Annotated in this window: 11 protein-coding genes; 8 read left to right on the forward strand and 3 right to left on the reverse strand. The window is 73.2% G+C overall.

What is annotated here, in order from left to right; translation table 11 throughout:
* Positions 1 to 37 precede the first annotated feature (37 nt).
* From AB0J46_RS38420 to AB0J46_RS38430, 3 genes are all read left to right on the forward strand, one after another.
* Positions 38 to 2,332 carry a glycosyl hydrolase family 18 protein gene (locus AB0J46_RS38420; protein ID WP_364339403.1) on the forward strand — a complete coding sequence of 765 codons (2,295 nt, stop codon included), beginning with the start codon at positions 38 to 40 and terminating at the stop codon, positions 2,330 to 2,332.
* 220 nt (positions 2,333 to 2,552) lie between these two features.
* The gene (locus AB0J46_RS38425) at positions 2,553 to 3,950 is read left to right on the forward strand and encodes an APC family permease (RefSeq protein WP_364339405.1); all 1,398 of its coding nucleotides are present in this window, start codon (positions 2,553 to 2,555) and stop codon (positions 3,948 to 3,950) included.
* On the forward strand, positions 3,947 to 4,585 hold the full coding sequence (locus AB0J46_RS38430) for a GPP34 family phosphoprotein (protein ID WP_364339407.1): 639 nt from the start codon (positions 3,947 to 3,949) through the stop codon (positions 4,583 to 4,585). Before AB0J46_RS38425 ends, AB0J46_RS38430 begins: the two co-directional genes overlap by 4 nt.
* Positions 4,586 to 4,611: 26 nt before the next feature.
* On the opposite strand, the gene AB0J46_RS38435 is transcribed toward AB0J46_RS38430, so the two are convergent.
* Both AB0J46_RS38435 and AB0J46_RS38440 read right to left on the reverse strand, forming a co-directional pair.
* The gene (locus AB0J46_RS38435) at positions 4,612 to 4,974 is read right to left on the reverse strand and encodes a hypothetical protein (RefSeq protein WP_364339409.1); all 363 of its coding nucleotides are present in this window, start codon (positions 4,972 to 4,974) and stop codon (positions 4,612 to 4,614) included.
* Complete coding sequence (locus AB0J46_RS38440) at positions 4,971 to 6,749, reverse strand: hypothetical protein (protein WP_364339411.1); 1,779 nt, start codon at positions 6,747 to 6,749, stop codon at positions 4,971 to 4,973. Before AB0J46_RS38440 ends, AB0J46_RS38435 begins: the two co-directional genes overlap by 4 nt.
* 455 nt (positions 6,750 to 7,204) lie before the next feature.
* On the opposite strand from AB0J46_RS38440, the gene AB0J46_RS38445 reads away from it, so the two are divergent.
* The 3 genes from AB0J46_RS38445 to AB0J46_RS38455 all read left to right on the forward strand — a co-directional run bounded on the left by AB0J46_RS38445 (position 7,205) and on the right by AB0J46_RS38455 (position 9,829).
* Positions 7,205 to 7,993 (forward strand): hypothetical protein, encoded by a 789-nt coding sequence (locus AB0J46_RS38445; RefSeq protein ID WP_364339413.1) that lies wholly within the window; start codon positions 7,205 to 7,207, stop codon positions 7,991 to 7,993.
* A gap of 99 nt (positions 7,994 to 8,092) precedes the next feature.
* A complete protein-coding gene (locus AB0J46_RS38450) occupies positions 8,093 to 8,695 on the forward strand; it encodes a hypothetical protein (protein ID WP_364339415.1) in 603 nt (200 codons plus the stop codon).
* 126 nt (positions 8,696 to 8,821) lie between these two features.
* On the forward strand, positions 8,822 to 9,829 hold the full coding sequence (locus AB0J46_RS38455) for an endonuclease/exonuclease/phosphatase family protein (protein ID WP_364339417.1): 1,008 nt from the start codon (positions 8,822 to 8,824) through the stop codon (positions 9,827 to 9,829).
* Between the two features lie 19 nt (positions 9,830 to 9,848).
* Here AB0J46_RS38455 and AB0J46_RS38460 read toward each other — a convergent pair whose 3' ends face one another.
* The gene (locus AB0J46_RS38460) at positions 9,849 to 11,291 is read right to left on the reverse strand and encodes a long-chain fatty acid--CoA ligase (protein WP_364339419.1); all 1,443 of its coding nucleotides are present in this window, start codon (positions 11,289 to 11,291) and stop codon (positions 9,849 to 9,851) included.
* A 211-nt stretch (positions 11,292 to 11,502) separates the two neighbouring features.
* Here AB0J46_RS38460 and AB0J46_RS38465 point away from each other — a divergent pair, with 211 nt between their 5' ends.
* Both AB0J46_RS38465 and AB0J46_RS38470 read left to right on the forward strand, forming a co-directional pair.
* Positions 11,503 to 14,343 (forward strand): AAA family ATPase, encoded by a 2,841-nt coding sequence (locus AB0J46_RS38465; protein WP_364339421.1) that lies wholly within the window; start codon positions 11,503 to 11,505, stop codon positions 14,341 to 14,343.
* A 98-nt stretch (positions 14,344 to 14,441) separates the two neighbouring features.
* On the forward strand, positions 14,442 to 15,353 hold the full coding sequence (locus tag AB0J46_RS38470) for an alpha/beta hydrolase (RefSeq protein WP_358292317.1): 912 nt from the start codon (positions 14,442 to 14,444) through the stop codon (positions 15,351 to 15,353).
* The last annotated feature ends 113 nt before the right edge of the window (positions 15,354 to 15,466 follow it).

Below are 15,466 nucleotides of genomic sequence, written 5' to 3' on the forward strand. Positions count from 1 at the left end.
CGATCAACCCCCCAGTCATGCCCCATCGGAGGTGGCCTTGAAGCCCACACGCCTACGCGCGGCCCTGGCCGCGTGCGGCACCTCACTGGTCCTCATCGCGGGAGCCCTGGCCGGTACGGCCACCGCCGCGGCCGACAACGCCGCCTGCCGCCCGGACGGCCTCTACCAGACCCCCGGCGTGGACGTCCCCTACTGCCTGGCCTACGACGAGGACGGCCGGGAGAAGATGGGGGCCGACCACCCCCGCCGCATCATCGGCTACTTCACCAGCTGGCGCACCGGCAAGAACGGCCGGCCCGCCTACCTGGCCGGCAACATCCCGTGGGGCAAGGTCACCCACATCAACTACGCCTTCGCCCACGTCGACGGCAGCAACAAGATCGCCGTGGACGCCGACGCGACCGCGACCGAGTGGCCCGGCGTCGCCGGCGCCGAGATGGACCCGGCCTACGCGTACAAGGGCCACTTCAACCTGCTGAACAAGTACAAGAAGCAGTACCCCGGCACCAAGACGCTGGTGTCGGTCGGCGGCTGGGCCGAGACCGGCGGCTACTTCGACGCGAGCGGCGCCCGCGTGCCCTCCGGCGGCTTCTACTCGATGACCACCAACGCCGACGGCTCGGTCAACCAGGCCGGCATCGGCACGTTCGCCGACTCGGTCGTCGCTTTCGTGCGCGCGTACGGGTTCAACGGCGTGGACATCGACTACGAGTACCCGACCTCGATGAAGGACGCGGGGAACCCGCTCGACTGGACCATCGCCAACGCCCGCAGGTCGAGCCTGATGAAGGGCTACGCGGCCCTGATGAGGACGCTGCGCCAGAAGCTGGACACCGCGGCCGCCGCCGACGGCAGGTACTACATGCTGACCGTCGCCGCCCCCGCCTCCGGCTACCTGCTGCGCGGCATGGAGACCTTCCAGGTCACCCAGTACCTGGACTACGTCAACATCATGTCCTACGACCTGCACGGCGCCTGGAACGAGTTCGTCGGCCCCAACGCCGCCCTGTACGACGACGGCAAGGACGCCGAGCTGGCCAAGTGGGGCGTCTACACCGCCGCCCAGTACGGCGGGCTCGGCTACCTCAACACCGACTGGGCCTACCACTACTTCCGCGGCGCGATGCCGGCCGGCCGGATCAACATCGGCGTGCCGTACTACACGCGCGGCTGGAAGAACGTCAACGGCGGCGCGAACGGCCTGTGGGGCACCTCCAACGGCCCGAGCGGCAGCTGCCCGCAGGGCCTGACCACCTGCGGCGACGGCGCCCGCGGCATCGACAACCTGTGGCACGACGAGGAGAACGGCAAGGAGGTCGGCGCCGGCTCCAACCCCATGTGGCACGCCATGAACCTGGCCAAGGGCATCGCCGGCTCCTACGGCCCCGCCTACGGCCTGGACCCTGCCAACGACCCCGAGGACCGGCTGACCGGCACCTACACCCGCAACTACAACGCCACCCTGACCGCCCCCTGGTTGTGGAACGCCACCAAGAAGGTGTTCCTGTCGACCGAGGACGACCAGTCGCTCGGCGCCAAGGCCGACTACGTCAGGAACCAGGGCATCGGCGGGGTAATGATCTGGGAGCTGGCCGGCGACTACGCCTGGGACGCGGCCAAGGGCGAGTACTTCATGGGCCAGACCCTGACCGGCCTGCTCTACGACAAGCTCAGGACCGCCGCCCCGTACGGCGCGGCCAAGGCCAAGGTGGCCGTCCCCGCCGAGAAGGTGGACGTCACGATCGAGGCCACCGGCTTCCCCGCCGGCGACAGCAACTACCCGATCAACCCCAAGCTCGTCATCACCAACAAGACGCAGACCACCATCCCGGGCGGCGCGGAGTTCCAGTGGGACTACGCGACCTCCGCCCCGAACAACGCCAAGGACCAGTCGGGCTTCGGCCTGCGGGTGATCAGCAGTGAGCACACCGGCAACAACGTCGGCGGGCTCAAGGGCGACTTCCACCGGGTGTCGGTGAAGCTGCCCACCTGGCAGACGCTCGCCCCCGGCGCGTCGGTGACCCTCGATTACGTGTACTACCTGCCCGTCCCCGGCCAGGCGAACTACACGCTGACCTTCGGCGGCAGGACGTACGGGCTGGTCCAGGACCTGGCTCGGGGCGGCGTCGCGCCCAGCCCGAGCCCGACCCCGACCGTCACCCCGACCGGCGGCGCCTGCACCGCGCCCGCCTGGAGCGCGACGGCCGTCTACAACGGCGGCCAGCGCGTCTCGCACAAGGCCCACACGTGGGAGGCCAAGTGGTGGACGCAGGGCCAGGAGCCCGGCACCACCGGCGAGTGGGGCGTCTGGAAGGACGTCGGCGCCTGCTGAGGCGGCGCCGCCGGCCGGCGGGCGGGACGGCGCGCGTCCCGCCCGCCTCCGCCGGCGCGGGCCCTCCGGCGAGGTCAGGTACGCAACCACCTGGAGCAGCCTCTTGCGACGTGACCGTGGGCTACGGAAGGATCGCCAGATCGAGCCCCACCGGTATCCGTAACCCCATGCGTATGCCGAGGCCCGTCACCCCCCGCATGGACGACATGGAGAGGCTGTCGTGCAACCTCAGGAGAGCATCGAGCAGTTCGGCTACCGTCAGGAATTACGCCGCGGGGTCGGACTGACCGACCTCGTGTTCTACGGCCTGATCTTCATGGTGCCGATCGCGCCGTTCGCGATCTTCGGCCCGGTGTACAAGGCCTCGGGCGGCATGCCCGTCCTGGCGTACCTGGTGGGCATGGTCGCGATGCTGTTCACCGCGGCCTCCTACGCGCAGATGGTCAAGGCCTTCCCGCTGTCGGGGTCGGTCTACAACTACGCGGGCCGCGGCATCGCCCCGTCGGTCGGCTTCATGACCGGGTGGGCGATCCTGCTCGACTACCTGCTCGTGCCGAGCCTGCTCTACCTGGTCGCCTCGATCGCCATGAACGCCAGCGTGCCGGGGGTGCCGGTCTGGGGGTGGCTGCTCGTCTTCGTGGCCGTCAACACGGTGGTCAACCTGCGCGGCATCCGGATGACGATCACCCTCACCAAGGTGCTGATCACCTGTGAGCTGGTCGTGCTCGGCCTGTTCGTGCTGATCGGGATCTGGGCCCTGCTCCAGGGCGAGGGCCGCGGGTTCAGCCTCTCACCGCTGTTCAACCCCGACACCTTCTCCTGGCCGGTGATCTTCGCCGCGGTCTCCGTCGCGGTGCTGTCCTTCCTCGGCTTCGACGGCATCAGCATGCTCGTCGAGGAGTCCGCGGGCGGCTCGGCCCAGGTGGCGCGGGCCATGCGGCTGGCGCTGATCCTGGCCGGGCTGCTGTTCGTGGCCCAGGTCTGGGTGGCCGCGCTGGTGGTGCCCGACCCGGCGGGCCTGCTGAAGACCGGCTCGGAGACCGCCTTCTACGACGCCGCCGCCTCGACGGGCGGCGAGTGGCTGCGGCACGTCACCTCGACGGCCACCGCCATCTCCTGGGGCTTCGCCGACACCCTGGTCGCCCAGGTCGCCGTCTCCCGCCTGCTGTACGCCATGGCCCGCGACCGGCAGCTGCCGGCCTTCCTCGCCAAGGTGTCGATCAAGCACTCGGTCCCGGCCAACGCCATCCTGCTCGTCTCGGCCCTGTCCGTCGGCATCGGCGTGTGGGCCTCGCAGCTCAAGGAGGGCGTCGGCCTGCTGAGCAGCCTGGTCAACATGGGCGGCCTGATCGCGTTCGTCGTGCTGCACGTGTCGGTGATCGTCCACTACCGGGTCCGGCAGCGCTCGTCCGACTTCTGGTCGCACCTGGTGGCGCCGCTGATCGGCATGGCGATCCTGATCTTCGTGATCGTCAACGCCAACATCCTGGCCCAGCGGGTGGGCCTGATCTGGCTCGCCGTCGGCGTCGTCGTCCTCGGCGTCCTGTACGCCCGCGGCCGCCGCCCGGTGCTGGACGGCGACGACAAGGCCGGCCTGACCGGGATCCGGTCGCCGTGACGCGGCCGCCGCTCCACCACGAGCTGTTCCTCATCGCTCACGACCAGTCCGGCAAGCCCCTGGTCCACCAGCACTCGATGGCGCTCGGGCTGGCCGGGGCGGTGCTGCTCGACCTGGCGCTGAGCGGGCGCGTCACGGTCGGGCAGGGCCGGATCACCGTCGTCGACCCCACCCCGGTCGGCGACGCGGTCGTGGACTCCCTGGTCCCGCTGATGTCCCGCGACCGGGCCGAGGGCGAGGCCAGGTTCTGGATCAAGAAGCTGGCCGAGGACGCCTACGACCGCACCCGGCAGAGCCTGGTCACCGCGGGCGTGCTGGTCATGGTGACCAGGCGGCGTATGGGCATGTTGCCGTACACGCGGTACCAGCTCGCCGACATCGCCTCGGTGGTGCGCGCCTCGGCCGGGGTGCGCTCGGCCGTGGAGGGCTGGAAGCAGCCCGACGGGCGTGGCGCGGCGCTGTGCGGGCTGGTGGGGGCGCTGCGGCTGGAGGCCGAGCTCTACCTCGACCAGCCCTCGGCCCGGCTCGTCGAACGCCTCCGGGAGATCGCGGGCGAGCACTCCCCCGTCGTCAGGGAGGTCGTGCAGCTGATCGACGACATGCTCGGCGAGGCCGCGGTCGCGGTCTTCCGCTGACCCCGGCCCCCTTCGAGAGCCGCTGGTCAGCCGAACAGCTCGCGGATCTGGCCGACGACCTCCACGATCACCGACACCTCGGCCGCGCGGGCCGACAGCCGCCTGAGCGCGTCGAGGACACGGGAGCGGTCGGGGTCGGCCTGCTCGATCTCCTGGCGCACGTCGGCGACGTCCCGGCGGGCCCGCGCGGGCTCGGTGACCTCCGCCTCGTGCTCGGCGAGCAGGCGTTCCAGCCGGTCGAGCAGCCGGGCCGCCTCGCCGGGGGCCGCGCCGCCCAGGTTGTTGACCGTGGCGCGGGAGTGCGGGCCCACCGCGATCGGGCCGCTCACCTCGCCGCCGCTGATGTGCACGCCGTACGAGCCCGGCATGGAGGTCTCCTCGTTCGTCACGCGCCCTGCCCTCCCAGGTTGTTGACCGTCGCCGCGGCCTGGTGCCCGAAGGCGACCGGGCCGCTGACCGTGGCGCCGCCGCTGACCGACAGCGTGTTCATGGTCACGCTCGCCGCCTGCAACCGGTAGGCGCCGGTCTCCACGCCCTTGTCCTCCAGGAAGTCGAGGACCGCCTCGGTGAGCCGCTGTTCGATCATCCGCACGTACTTGGAGACGTCGAGGACCTGGATGTGGGTCTGCAGGTCGTCGCTGGCGCCCAGCTCCCGGACGCTGAAGCGGGCGCCGTAGGGGTAGACGATGTGCTTGCGCGGGTCGGGCGCCAGCATGTTCTGCCGGACGGCCTGCACCCCCGTACGGACGAGCCGGGCGGGCGCGGCCAGCACGTCGCGCAGCAGCCGCAGCTTCAACGACCTGACCGCCTCCCAGGCGATGCGGCCGCCGGTCATCGTGGGCAGCCGGTCGACCACGTGGTAGGGGCCGAGGGCGGGCGGGAGCACGGTGACCACGAACTGGGTGTAGAGCATCCGGCCCTCGACGGCCAGGTAGATGAACGCGGAGGTCAGCGCCTCCTGATCCTCGGCGGGCGCGACGAGCCGGCCGTTGCGGTCGCGGATCTCCTGCCCGGCGTTGTTGATCGTGACGCGCTGGTAGTAGCGCACGCCGCCCTGCGGATGGCGGACGACGGCCTCGATCTCCTCGGGCGTGGCGTGGGACCTGGGCAGGCCGTTCTTGCCGATCAGCGGATGGGACACCGGGGCGCCGCCGTCGTGCCAGTCGGCCACGGTGAAGATCCCCCTGGTGACGACGTGGTCGCCGATGTCGAGCCGCTGGATGCCCTCGTTGGGACGCAGCACGCGGTCGCGCATGTCCTTCAGCCGCTCGCGGACGAAGGCGTGCAGCTCGACGGGGTCGATGTCGACCGGGTCGTCCTGGCGGCGCGGCGGGCCCTCGCGGCCGCGCACCCGGTCGAGCTCGACGGCGATCGACCAGGTCCTGGCGATGGACCCGGCGCCCATGAAGGCGTCTTCGTTGGCGTACATGGTGACGTTGCCCCACTGGGCGCTGCGCACGTAGTCGACGCGATGGGCGGTGCGGGGGCCGGTCGCGCCGGTGACCGGCTCGGGCGCGCCCGGCCGCAGCGTGCCCGCCAGCGTCATGTACGTCGCGATCCGGTAGACCAGCGCCACCCCGAGCGTGGTGAAGGGCACGGCCATCGCCAGCGTCAGCGTGCCGAGCCCCTGGCCCAGGACGTCGGCGACGCCGTAGGAGGGGCCGTCGTTGTAGAACGAGGAGCTGGACAGGCTCTGCAGCAGCAGCACGGACAGCGCGGTGGAGAACACCGCGGCCAGCAGGAGCAGGGCCATGCTCGCGGCCCAGAACCAGAGCATGGCCCGCAGCACGAGCGAGCCGCGCCGGACCCGCCCCGACGTGAGCAGCACCAGCGGGACCAGCATCGCCACCCACGCGATCGTGGTCAGCGGGGAGATCACGAACCCGGCCAGGAAGAACACGGTGATGAGCGCGTCGCGGACGACGAGCATCGAGCGCGAGCGCCGGCAGTGGTGGATCACCGGGATGAGGTCGAAGCCGCCGTAGGACGGGGGGACCGCGCGGTAGGGGTCGAACATCAGCTCGCCCAGCACCCGGTCGCGGAACCCGCTGTCGAGGTAGGCGGCGGCGCTGAGGTAGCGGGTGACGTTGCTCATGCGGGGCACGCCGGGGTGGGCCCTGGTGTCCCGCGTGGAGCCGGTGGCGCCGGAGCTGTCGACGGCCATGACCCTCCTTCGTCGGTGAACCCGGCCGAGCTTATGAGGGGCGAGTGCTTTGGGGGGCTCGTTGTTATCAAATAGTCTCGTTCACCGGAAGTGAAGCTCGGGACAAAAGCCCGATATATCGAAATTCTTCCCTTTACGGAGCATTACGGGAGGGTGTATTGGTCCACCATTCAGGCGCCGGGGGGCGGTGCGGGCGATGCGGCAGCGACACCGGCGCCCTCACCCAGTGCCCCCGCTGCGGCGCCCTCCTCCCCACCCCCACACCTCCCGCCCCCTCAGGCCCCTCACCCGCCGCCCCCTCAGGCACCGGCGTCCCACCGGGGAGGGGCGCCTTGCCCGGCGGGCCCTCAGAAACCGGCGCCCCACCCGGTGGCCCCGGCTCCTCGCCCGCCGGCAGTGGTGTCCCGTTCGTGGGGGGCGGCACGCCGGGCGCCGGTGCCGGTGGTGTCCCGCCTGTGGTGCGCTCGTCCGGGGAGGGGGCGTTCGCCGGTCTTTCGCGGGGGCCGCTGGGGGACGATCATCCGCCGCCGCCCTCGCGGTTGCGTCCGCCGGGGTGGCGGCGGCCGGTGGTGCTGGTCAGCGTGGCGGCGGCGTGCGCGACGACGGCACTGGTCTGGTGGGTGGCCGGGAGCCGCCCGTCCTCTCCGGCGGAGGCGGGCGGGCGCTCGGGCGGCGCACCGTCGGCCGTCCAGCCTCAGACCTCGGACGAGGCGACGGAGGACCCGGCGACCGGGGACGCCACCCCCGCGGACGACCCGGCCGCGAGCACCGGCCCGACACCGAGCGCGGACCCCACGGCAGGTGCGGCCGGGCAGGCCGGGCGGGTGGACGAGCTGCTGTCCAGCAGCAGTTCCGCCCGTTCCAGCCTGTCGGCGGCGATCGCGGACGCGACCGGTTGCCGCCGGTCCGGCGTGACCACGATCGAGGACATCACCGCCGGCCGCCGGGACCAGCTCGCCGCCGCCCGGACGCTGGAGGTGACGGCCCTGCCCGAGGGCGCGGCGCTGAAGCAGACGCTCATCACCGCACTCGACGCCTCCTACGACGCCGACACCGCCTTCCTTTCCTGGGCCCGGCGCCATCTGGCGGGCGGCTGCACCGGCCCGGTCTCGGACGACCGCGATTACCGGCGAGGTCTCAGCAGATCGGAGGCCGCGCAGACGGCGAAGGCGCAATTCGCGCAGGCGTGGCGGCCGATTGCGGAGACATATGGCCTGACAATATGGAAAGCCGACCAGATCTAGCCATATTGGCCCATAATTCAGCGTAAGCACCGAAATTCCGAGCGCCGATCGACGAGAGGCCGGCGACAGGTCTCGTCAGTGACACGAAGGAGTGCTGCGATGTTCCTGCCACGCCGTGTGTTCCGGCTGGCCGCGGGTGCGGCGGCCGGGTACCTGCTCGCCGTGCGCCCCTGGCACCTGCGCTGGGGCGCGACCGACAGAGAGGTGCACGAGGACCTGCCGGGTGACGACATCGTGCCGCTCCCCCAGCTCCAGGCCACCCGTGCCGTCACCGTGGACGCGCCGCCGCCGGTCGTCTGGGCCTGGGTGGTCCGGCTCGGCGGCTATCCGGGGCCAGGCACCCGTCCCGGTGCCCGTCCTGGCCCCGGACCCGACGCGCGGGCGGAAGCCGCCGGGGAGCCCGCGCAGCCCCCGCACGACCTCAAGCCCGGCGACGTCATGGACGGCGGCTCCTTCGTCGTCGAGCGGATCGAGCCCCCGCACAGCCTCGTGCTGGCCGACCGTGGCGCCGACGCCACCACGACCTGTTCCATCGCGCTCCGCGACACCGGCGGCGGCACCCGGCTGATCTACCGGCTCAGGATGCGCGGCGAGCCCACCGTGCGCGGCGCCGCCCACGTCGCGATGACGGACGTCGGCGACTTCGTCGCGATGCGCAGGCAGCTCCTCGCCGTCAAGACGGGAGCCGAGTCGGCGAGGTGAGCCACTGAGCCGCGCCAGTGAGCCCAAGCGGCCGAACCGAGCATGGCCGGGCCGGGCCCGGGGGCCGGGCCGGGCCGCGTGGGTGGGCTGGTTCGGGTTCTTCGCCGCTGCCTTAGGGTTCATGCTGTGGATCAACGGGCAGCGAGCGCGACGGCCGAACGCGCATCCGCCGGCAAGCGTCCCTCACCCCGGCGGCGCAGGCGCTGGTTCGCCTGGACGGTGGTCGCGCTGCTGGCGGCCTGGGCGGCGCTGCGGGTCGGCGGCCTGGAGACCGGCTCCTTCCTCATCCAGCTCATGACGGTGACGCCGATCGGCGCGGGGCTGTCCGCGCTGACCGCGCTGCTGGCGGTGCTCAGGCGCAACCGCCCGGCGGGGCTGAGCGCGGCCGTCGTGGGCATGGTGTTCGTCGCGTGCCTGATCCCGAGGACGTCCGGGGTCGAGCCGGGCAAAGTGATCGACGGCATCCCGTTGCGGGTGCTGTCGGTCAACCTGTTCGGACGGGCCGACGCCGAGGCCGTGGTCCGCCTGGTGCGCACGTACGAGATCGAGGTGTTCAGCGCGCTGGAGCTGACCCCGGACGCGGTCCGGCGGCTCGACCAGGCGGGGCTGCGCAAGCTGCTCCCGTACCGGGTGCTCCAGGCCGCGGACGGCGCGATCGGCAGCGGCCTGTTCGCCAAGCATCCGCTGCGGGCGCGGCGGGGGCTGTTCACCCCGATCGGCCACAACATGCCGGCCGCCACGCTGTCCCTGCCCTCGGGCGGCAAGGTCGAGGTCGTGGCCGTGCACCCCAACCCGCCGCTCGGCCGGATGGCGGCCGAGTGGGACGCCTCGCTCAAGGCGCTGCCGTCCCCGTCGCCAGCGGTGCTCAGGATCCTGGCCGGCGACTTCAACGCCAGCCTCGACCACCGCGCCTTCCGCGACCTGCTGGCCCGGGGCTACGTCGACGCGGCCGACCAGGTGGGCAAGGGGCTCGTCCCGACCTGGCCCAACGGCAGGGCGATCCCGCCGATCATCACGATCGACCACGTGCTGGCCGACCGCCGGGTGGGCGTGGCCCGTACGGAGATCCTCGACGTGCCCGGCACCGACCACCGCGGCGTCTTCGCCGACCTGCGCCTGCCCGCCATCGGCTGACCCGCCGCTCCCCGCCCGGTCACCGCCCCCGCTGCCCGTGCAGCGTTCTGAGGGACGCCCTGAGCAGCTTCCCGGCGCCGTTCCGCGGCAGGCCGGGGACGAGCTCCAGATACCTCGGGATCTTGAAGCGGGCCAGGCGGCCGTCCAGGTGGGCGAGCAGTTCCTCGGGCTCGGCGCGCGCACCGGGCCGAAGCACGACCAGCGCCTTGCCGGTCTCCCCCCACTTCTCGTCCGGTACGCCGATCACCGCGCACTCGGCCACCGCCGGATGGGCGAGGAGCAGGTTCTCGATCTCGGCCGGGTAGACGTTCTCGCCGCCGGAGATGTACATGTCGCTGATCCGGTCGCGGATGCGGACGTACCCGCCCTCGTCGGCCACGCCGATGTCACCCGACCTGAACCAGCCGTCGGCGGACAACACCTTCGCGGTCTCCTTCGGACGCCGCCAGTAGCCGGGCATGACGTTGGGGCCATGGACGTACACCTCGCCGGGCTCGCCGGGGGCGGCGGGCGAGCCGTCGGGGGCGACCAGCCGCACGTCGGAGAAGAAGCACGGCACCCCGGCCGAACCGAGCCCGGCGTCCGGGTGCCCCGCCCCGAGGAAGAGCGCGCCCGGGGAGGTCTCCGTCATGCCGTACCCCTGCAGGAACGGCAGCCCGCGCTCCCGGTACGTCCTGATCAGCGGCTCGGGCACCGGCGCTCCTCCGCACAGCAGGTGCCGCAGGCTGGACAGGTCGGCGTCCGCCCAGCGCGGCGACCGCGCGAGGGCCGCGAACATCGACGGCACGCCGAACATCATCGTGACCCGCTCGGACTCGACCAGGTCGAACGTCCTGTCCACCCGGAACGACGGCTCCAGCAGCGCCCGGCCGCCCTTCAGCACGGTCGGCACGAGCGTCTGCGCCAGGGCCGCGATGTGCCACAGCGGCGCGCTGACCAGCGTCACCTCGTCGTGCGCGAGGGGCACGTCGACCAGCAGGTTCACGGCGTTCCAGATGAGGTTGCCGTGGGTGAGCATCGCGCCCTTGGGGCGGCCGGTGGTGCCCGAGGTGTACATGATCAGGCAGAGGTCGTCCTGGCTCACCGGCTCGTCCACGGGGTCGGCGGGCGCGCCGGCGATCAGCTTCTCGAAGGCGTCCTGGCCCAGGTGCCGGCCGGGCAGGCCGCCGCCGTCCTGGCCTTCACCGAGGACGACGACGCGGGCGCCGGAGTCGTCCAGGAGGAAGCGCAGCTCGGGCGGGGCCAGCCGGGCGTTCAGCGGGACGAACACCGCGCCCAGCAGTCCGGCGGCGAAGAACGTCTCCACCAGGGACGGGTGGTTGGGCCCGAGATAGGCGATCCGGTCGCCGCGGCCCACGTCCAGGCCGGTCAGCCCGTGGGCCAGGCGGGTGACCCGGTCGTACAGGTCGCCGTAGGTGCGGTCGATCCCCTGGTAACCGACGGCGGGCCGGGCGGGCGTCATCCGCGCCCTGCGTGCCGGCCATGACCCAAGCCCCTGATTCCGCATCGGCACTCCTTGACGGTCAGGACTCAAGGTAGGTCACCAAGCGCTTGCTGTCACCGGAATGCCATACTTTCTCCCGTCCACCCCTCTCGTGCGGTCGGGGGCGTCGGCGGCTTTCGTGGCTGGCGGCCTCTTTCAGCGGCGGCACCCGCGCGTGACACTGGACGGCGTGTCCCCAGTCACGCGCGTTCCCGTGTTGCGCGGCCGCGACGCGGAGGAGAACGTCCTGCTGCGGCTGCTCGACGACGCCCGGGCCGGCTCCGGAGGGGCGCTGCTGCTGACCGGCGCGGCAGGCATGGGCAAGACGGCGCTGCTCGACCTGGCCGCCGCGCGGGCCTGCGGGTTCCGGGTGCTGCGGGTGTCGGGGGTCGAGCCGGAGTCGCGGGTGCCGTACGCGGGGCTGCACGGCCTGCTGAGGCCGGTGGCCGGGGCCGTCGCGGCGCTGCCGGCCGCCCAGGCCCGCGCGCTGGCCGAGGCCCTGGAGGCCGGGACCTGCGGGGCGGGGCTCGTGCTGCCCGCCGCCGTGCTCGGGCTGCTGTCGGCGGTCGCCGCCGAGCGTCCCGTACTGGCCTGCGTGGACGACGCCGACCGGCTGGACGCGGCGAGCCTGGACGCGCTCTCGTTCGTGGCCCGCCGCCTGTCCAGCGAACCGATCGCCCTGCTCTTCACCACCAGACCCCCGCCCTCCCACGCCGTCCCGTACGGCGAGCGGGAGCCGGAGGGGTTCGACGGCGGCGCGATGTGGCGGCTTGAGAGCGTGCCCGCGCGGGAGCTGCGCGGGCTCGACGGGCCGGCGGTGCGGGAGCTGGCCGCGGACCTGGCGCCCGGCGGGCTGGCCGAGGACCTGTCGGCCGCGCTCGACCGGATCGCCCGCGGGAACCCGCTGGCGCTGCGCGAGCTGATCGGCGCGCTCACCCCCGACCAGCGGGCCGGCCTCGCGGCGCCGCCCGCCGTCCTGCCTCCCGGCGGGCGGTTGTGGCGGGAGCACACGGGCGCGCTGGCCCGGCTGCCCGCGCGTACGCGCCGGCTGTCGCTGCTGATCGCCGCCGATCCGGCCCTGGACGTGGCGACCCTGGCCAGGGCGGCGAGCCCGGCGTGCGCGTTGTCGGTGCTCGAACCGGCCGAACGGGCGGGCGTCCTGCGGGCCGACGGGGACGCGTTCGCGTTCCGGGAACCCGCGATGCGGGCGGTCACCTACCACGCGGCGTCGCTGGCCGAGCGCCGCCACGCCCACCGCCTCCTCGCCGACCTGCTCACCCCGGACGGGGATCGTGCAGGTGGTTGGGAGAGGTTGCGGCGGGCCTGGCATCGGGCCTGGGCGGGGGGCGGCGGGGAGGAGGAGGCCGGGGACGAGCTGGCGCGGGCGGCGCTGGCCGTGCGGTGGGCCGCCGGGAGCTCCGAGCCGTGCCTGGCCTCGGAGCGTCGTGCCGGGTTCCCCGAGCCCTACCTGGCGTTGGAGCGCGCCGCCGAGCTGACCGCTCATCCCGCGGTCAAGGCCGAACGGCTGGCCGCCGCCGCCAGGCACGCCTGGGTGTCCGGACGTCCCCGGGCCGCGCGTTCCCTGCTGGCCCGGCTGCGGTCGCCCGGCGCGCCCGAGGAGCTGCGCGGCCACGTCCAGCTCCTGCGCGGCAGCCTGGAGCTGCTGGGCGGCGAAACCGGCAGCGCCCGCGAGGAGCTGCTGGCGGCGGCCCGCGGGCTGCTGGACAGCCACCGCGTGCTCGGCGTGCGCGCGCTGGTCCGCGCCGCGGACGCCAGCTACCGGGCGGGCGACAACCGGGCGTTCATCGCGATCGCCCGGCAGGCGGCGGCGCTGCGGCGTCCGGACGAGCCGGCGCCGGCACAGCTCATGTTCGAGTACCTGGCGGGCATGGCCCACACCTTCAGCGGCCTGCACCAGGAGGCGGCCGGGCCGTTGCGGCGGGTGCTGGAGCTGGCCGGCTCGGTACGCGACCCGGCGGTGCTCACGTGGGCGTGCGTCGCGGGCATGCTGCTGGGCGAGGACGCGGTGGCCCACCGGCTGGCGGCGCGGGCCGTGGAGGAGGCCCGGCTGCGCGGGGCCGCGTCGGCGGTGCCGCAGCTCCTGGAGTTCACGATCTACCCCGACGTCTGGACGGGCCGGTACGCCTCCGTCGCCACCACCGCCGCGAAGGGCCTGCGGCTGGCCCGCGAGACGGGCCAGCACAACACCGCGGCCCAGCACCTGGCCTGGCTGGCGATCAGCGCCGCCGTGGAGGGCGACCAGGAGACGTGCCGGATCCGCGCGGACGCCGCCATCGAGCTGGCCGACGCCCACGAGCTGGGCCTGGCCGGCGCGGTCGGCAACTGGGCGCTGGCCTGTCTCGACCTGGCCGCGGGCCGCGTGGCCGACGCCGCGGGCAGGCTGCGGGCCGGGCGGCGCAACCGCCACGTCGTCATCAGGGTCATGTCCACCCCGCACTACATCGAGGCGGCCGCCCGCACCGGCGACCGCGAGCGGGCCGCGGCCGCCCTGCGGGTGCTCGAACGCTGGGTCGGCAGCACGCGCAGCCCCGGCCTGCGGGCGCTGGTCTCGCGCTGCCGGGCGCTGCTGTCGGTGCGTCCCGGCGAGGCCGAGGAGCTGTTCCTGGACGCTCTGCGCCTGCACGGCCAGGGCGTCTGCGCGTTCGAGACGGCCCGTACGCACCTGCTGCTGGGCAGCGCGCTGCGGCGCGACCGGCGGCCCGGCGCGGCCAGGAACCATCTGCACACGGCGCTGGAGACGTTCGAACGGCACGGCGCGCGGCTGTGGACCGAGCAGGCCAGGGCCGAGCTGCGGGCCTCCGGCGAGCCGGTCCGGCCGGCCGCGGACGCGACGGTGTCGCAGCTCACCGCGCAGCAGGCGCAGATCGCCCGCATGGTGGCCGCGGGCGCCACCAACAAGGAGGTCGCCGAGCAGCTCTTCCTCAGCAGGCGCACGGTCGAGCACCATCTGCGGAACATCTTCAGCAAGCTCGGCATCCGCTCACGGGTGGAGCTGGTCAGGTTCATGTAGCGCCTGGACCGGGCGGCGCGGCACGAGACCGGTGATTTCACCGATGCACGGCTGACCGCGTGTCCCGACAATGGCGACAGACAGCAGTCATTCCCCCGATGAGCAGGGAGTTCGACGACGTGCAGCTCTCCACCCCCCACTTCGGCGCGCGAACGTTCACCAAGCTCGCCCTGGCCGTCACGCTGCTCGCCGGCGGCGTCGCGGCGGCGCCGGCCGCCCACGCGGCCGGCCCGTACGAGCGCGGCCCCGACCCGACCGGCGCGATCCTGGAAGCCGCGCGCGGCCCGTTCGCGACCGCGGAGCTCGGCGTCTCGCGGCTGAGCGTCTCCGGCTTCGGCGGCGGGACGATCTACTACCCGACCGACACCAGCCAGGGCACCTTCGGCGCGATCGCCATCTCGCCCGGCTACACGGCGACCTGGTCCAGCCTCGCCTGGCTGGGGCCGCGGATCGCCTCGCACGGGTTCGTGGTGATCGGCATCGAGACCACCACGATCTACGACCAGCCGGCCAGCCGCGGCCGTCAGCTCCTGGCCGCGCTGGACTACCTGACCTCGGGCAGCCCGTCGGCCGTGCGCAGCAGGATCGACGCGTCCCGGCTCGCGGTGGCCGGTCACTCCATGGGCGGCGGCGGCACGCTGGAGGCCGCCGACGCGCGCCCGTCGCTGCAGGCGGCGGTGCCGCTCGCGCCGTGGAACCTCACCAAGAGCTGGTCGGGCCTCCGGGTGCCGACGATGATCATCGGGGGTGAGGCCGACACGATCGCGCCGGTGGCGACCCACTCCGAGCCGTTCTACCAGTCGATCCCGTCGTCGGTGGAGAAGGCGTACCTGGAGCTCAACGGCGCCTCGCACTTCTTCCCGCAGGTCACCAACACCACGATGGCCAAGTCGATGGTGGCCTGGCTGAAGCGGTTCGTCGACGACGACACCCGCTACGACCAGTTCCTGTGCCCCGCCCCGCGCGGGACCGCGATCGAGGAGTACCGCGACACCTGCCCGATCACCTGACGGGCGCGCCCCCGGAGCCGGTGACGCCCGCCGTCACCGGCTTCCGCGGCGTTCCCGGTGGTTCTCCGGCTGCCAGCCGGCCGGCGGGTCCTCGCCCACCAGGCCGTCGCCGG

This window comes from Nonomuraea sp. NPDC049758 (genome assembly GCF_040674635.1).
GTDB lineage: Bacteria > Actinomycetota > Actinomycetes > Streptosporangiales > Streptosporangiaceae > Nonomuraea.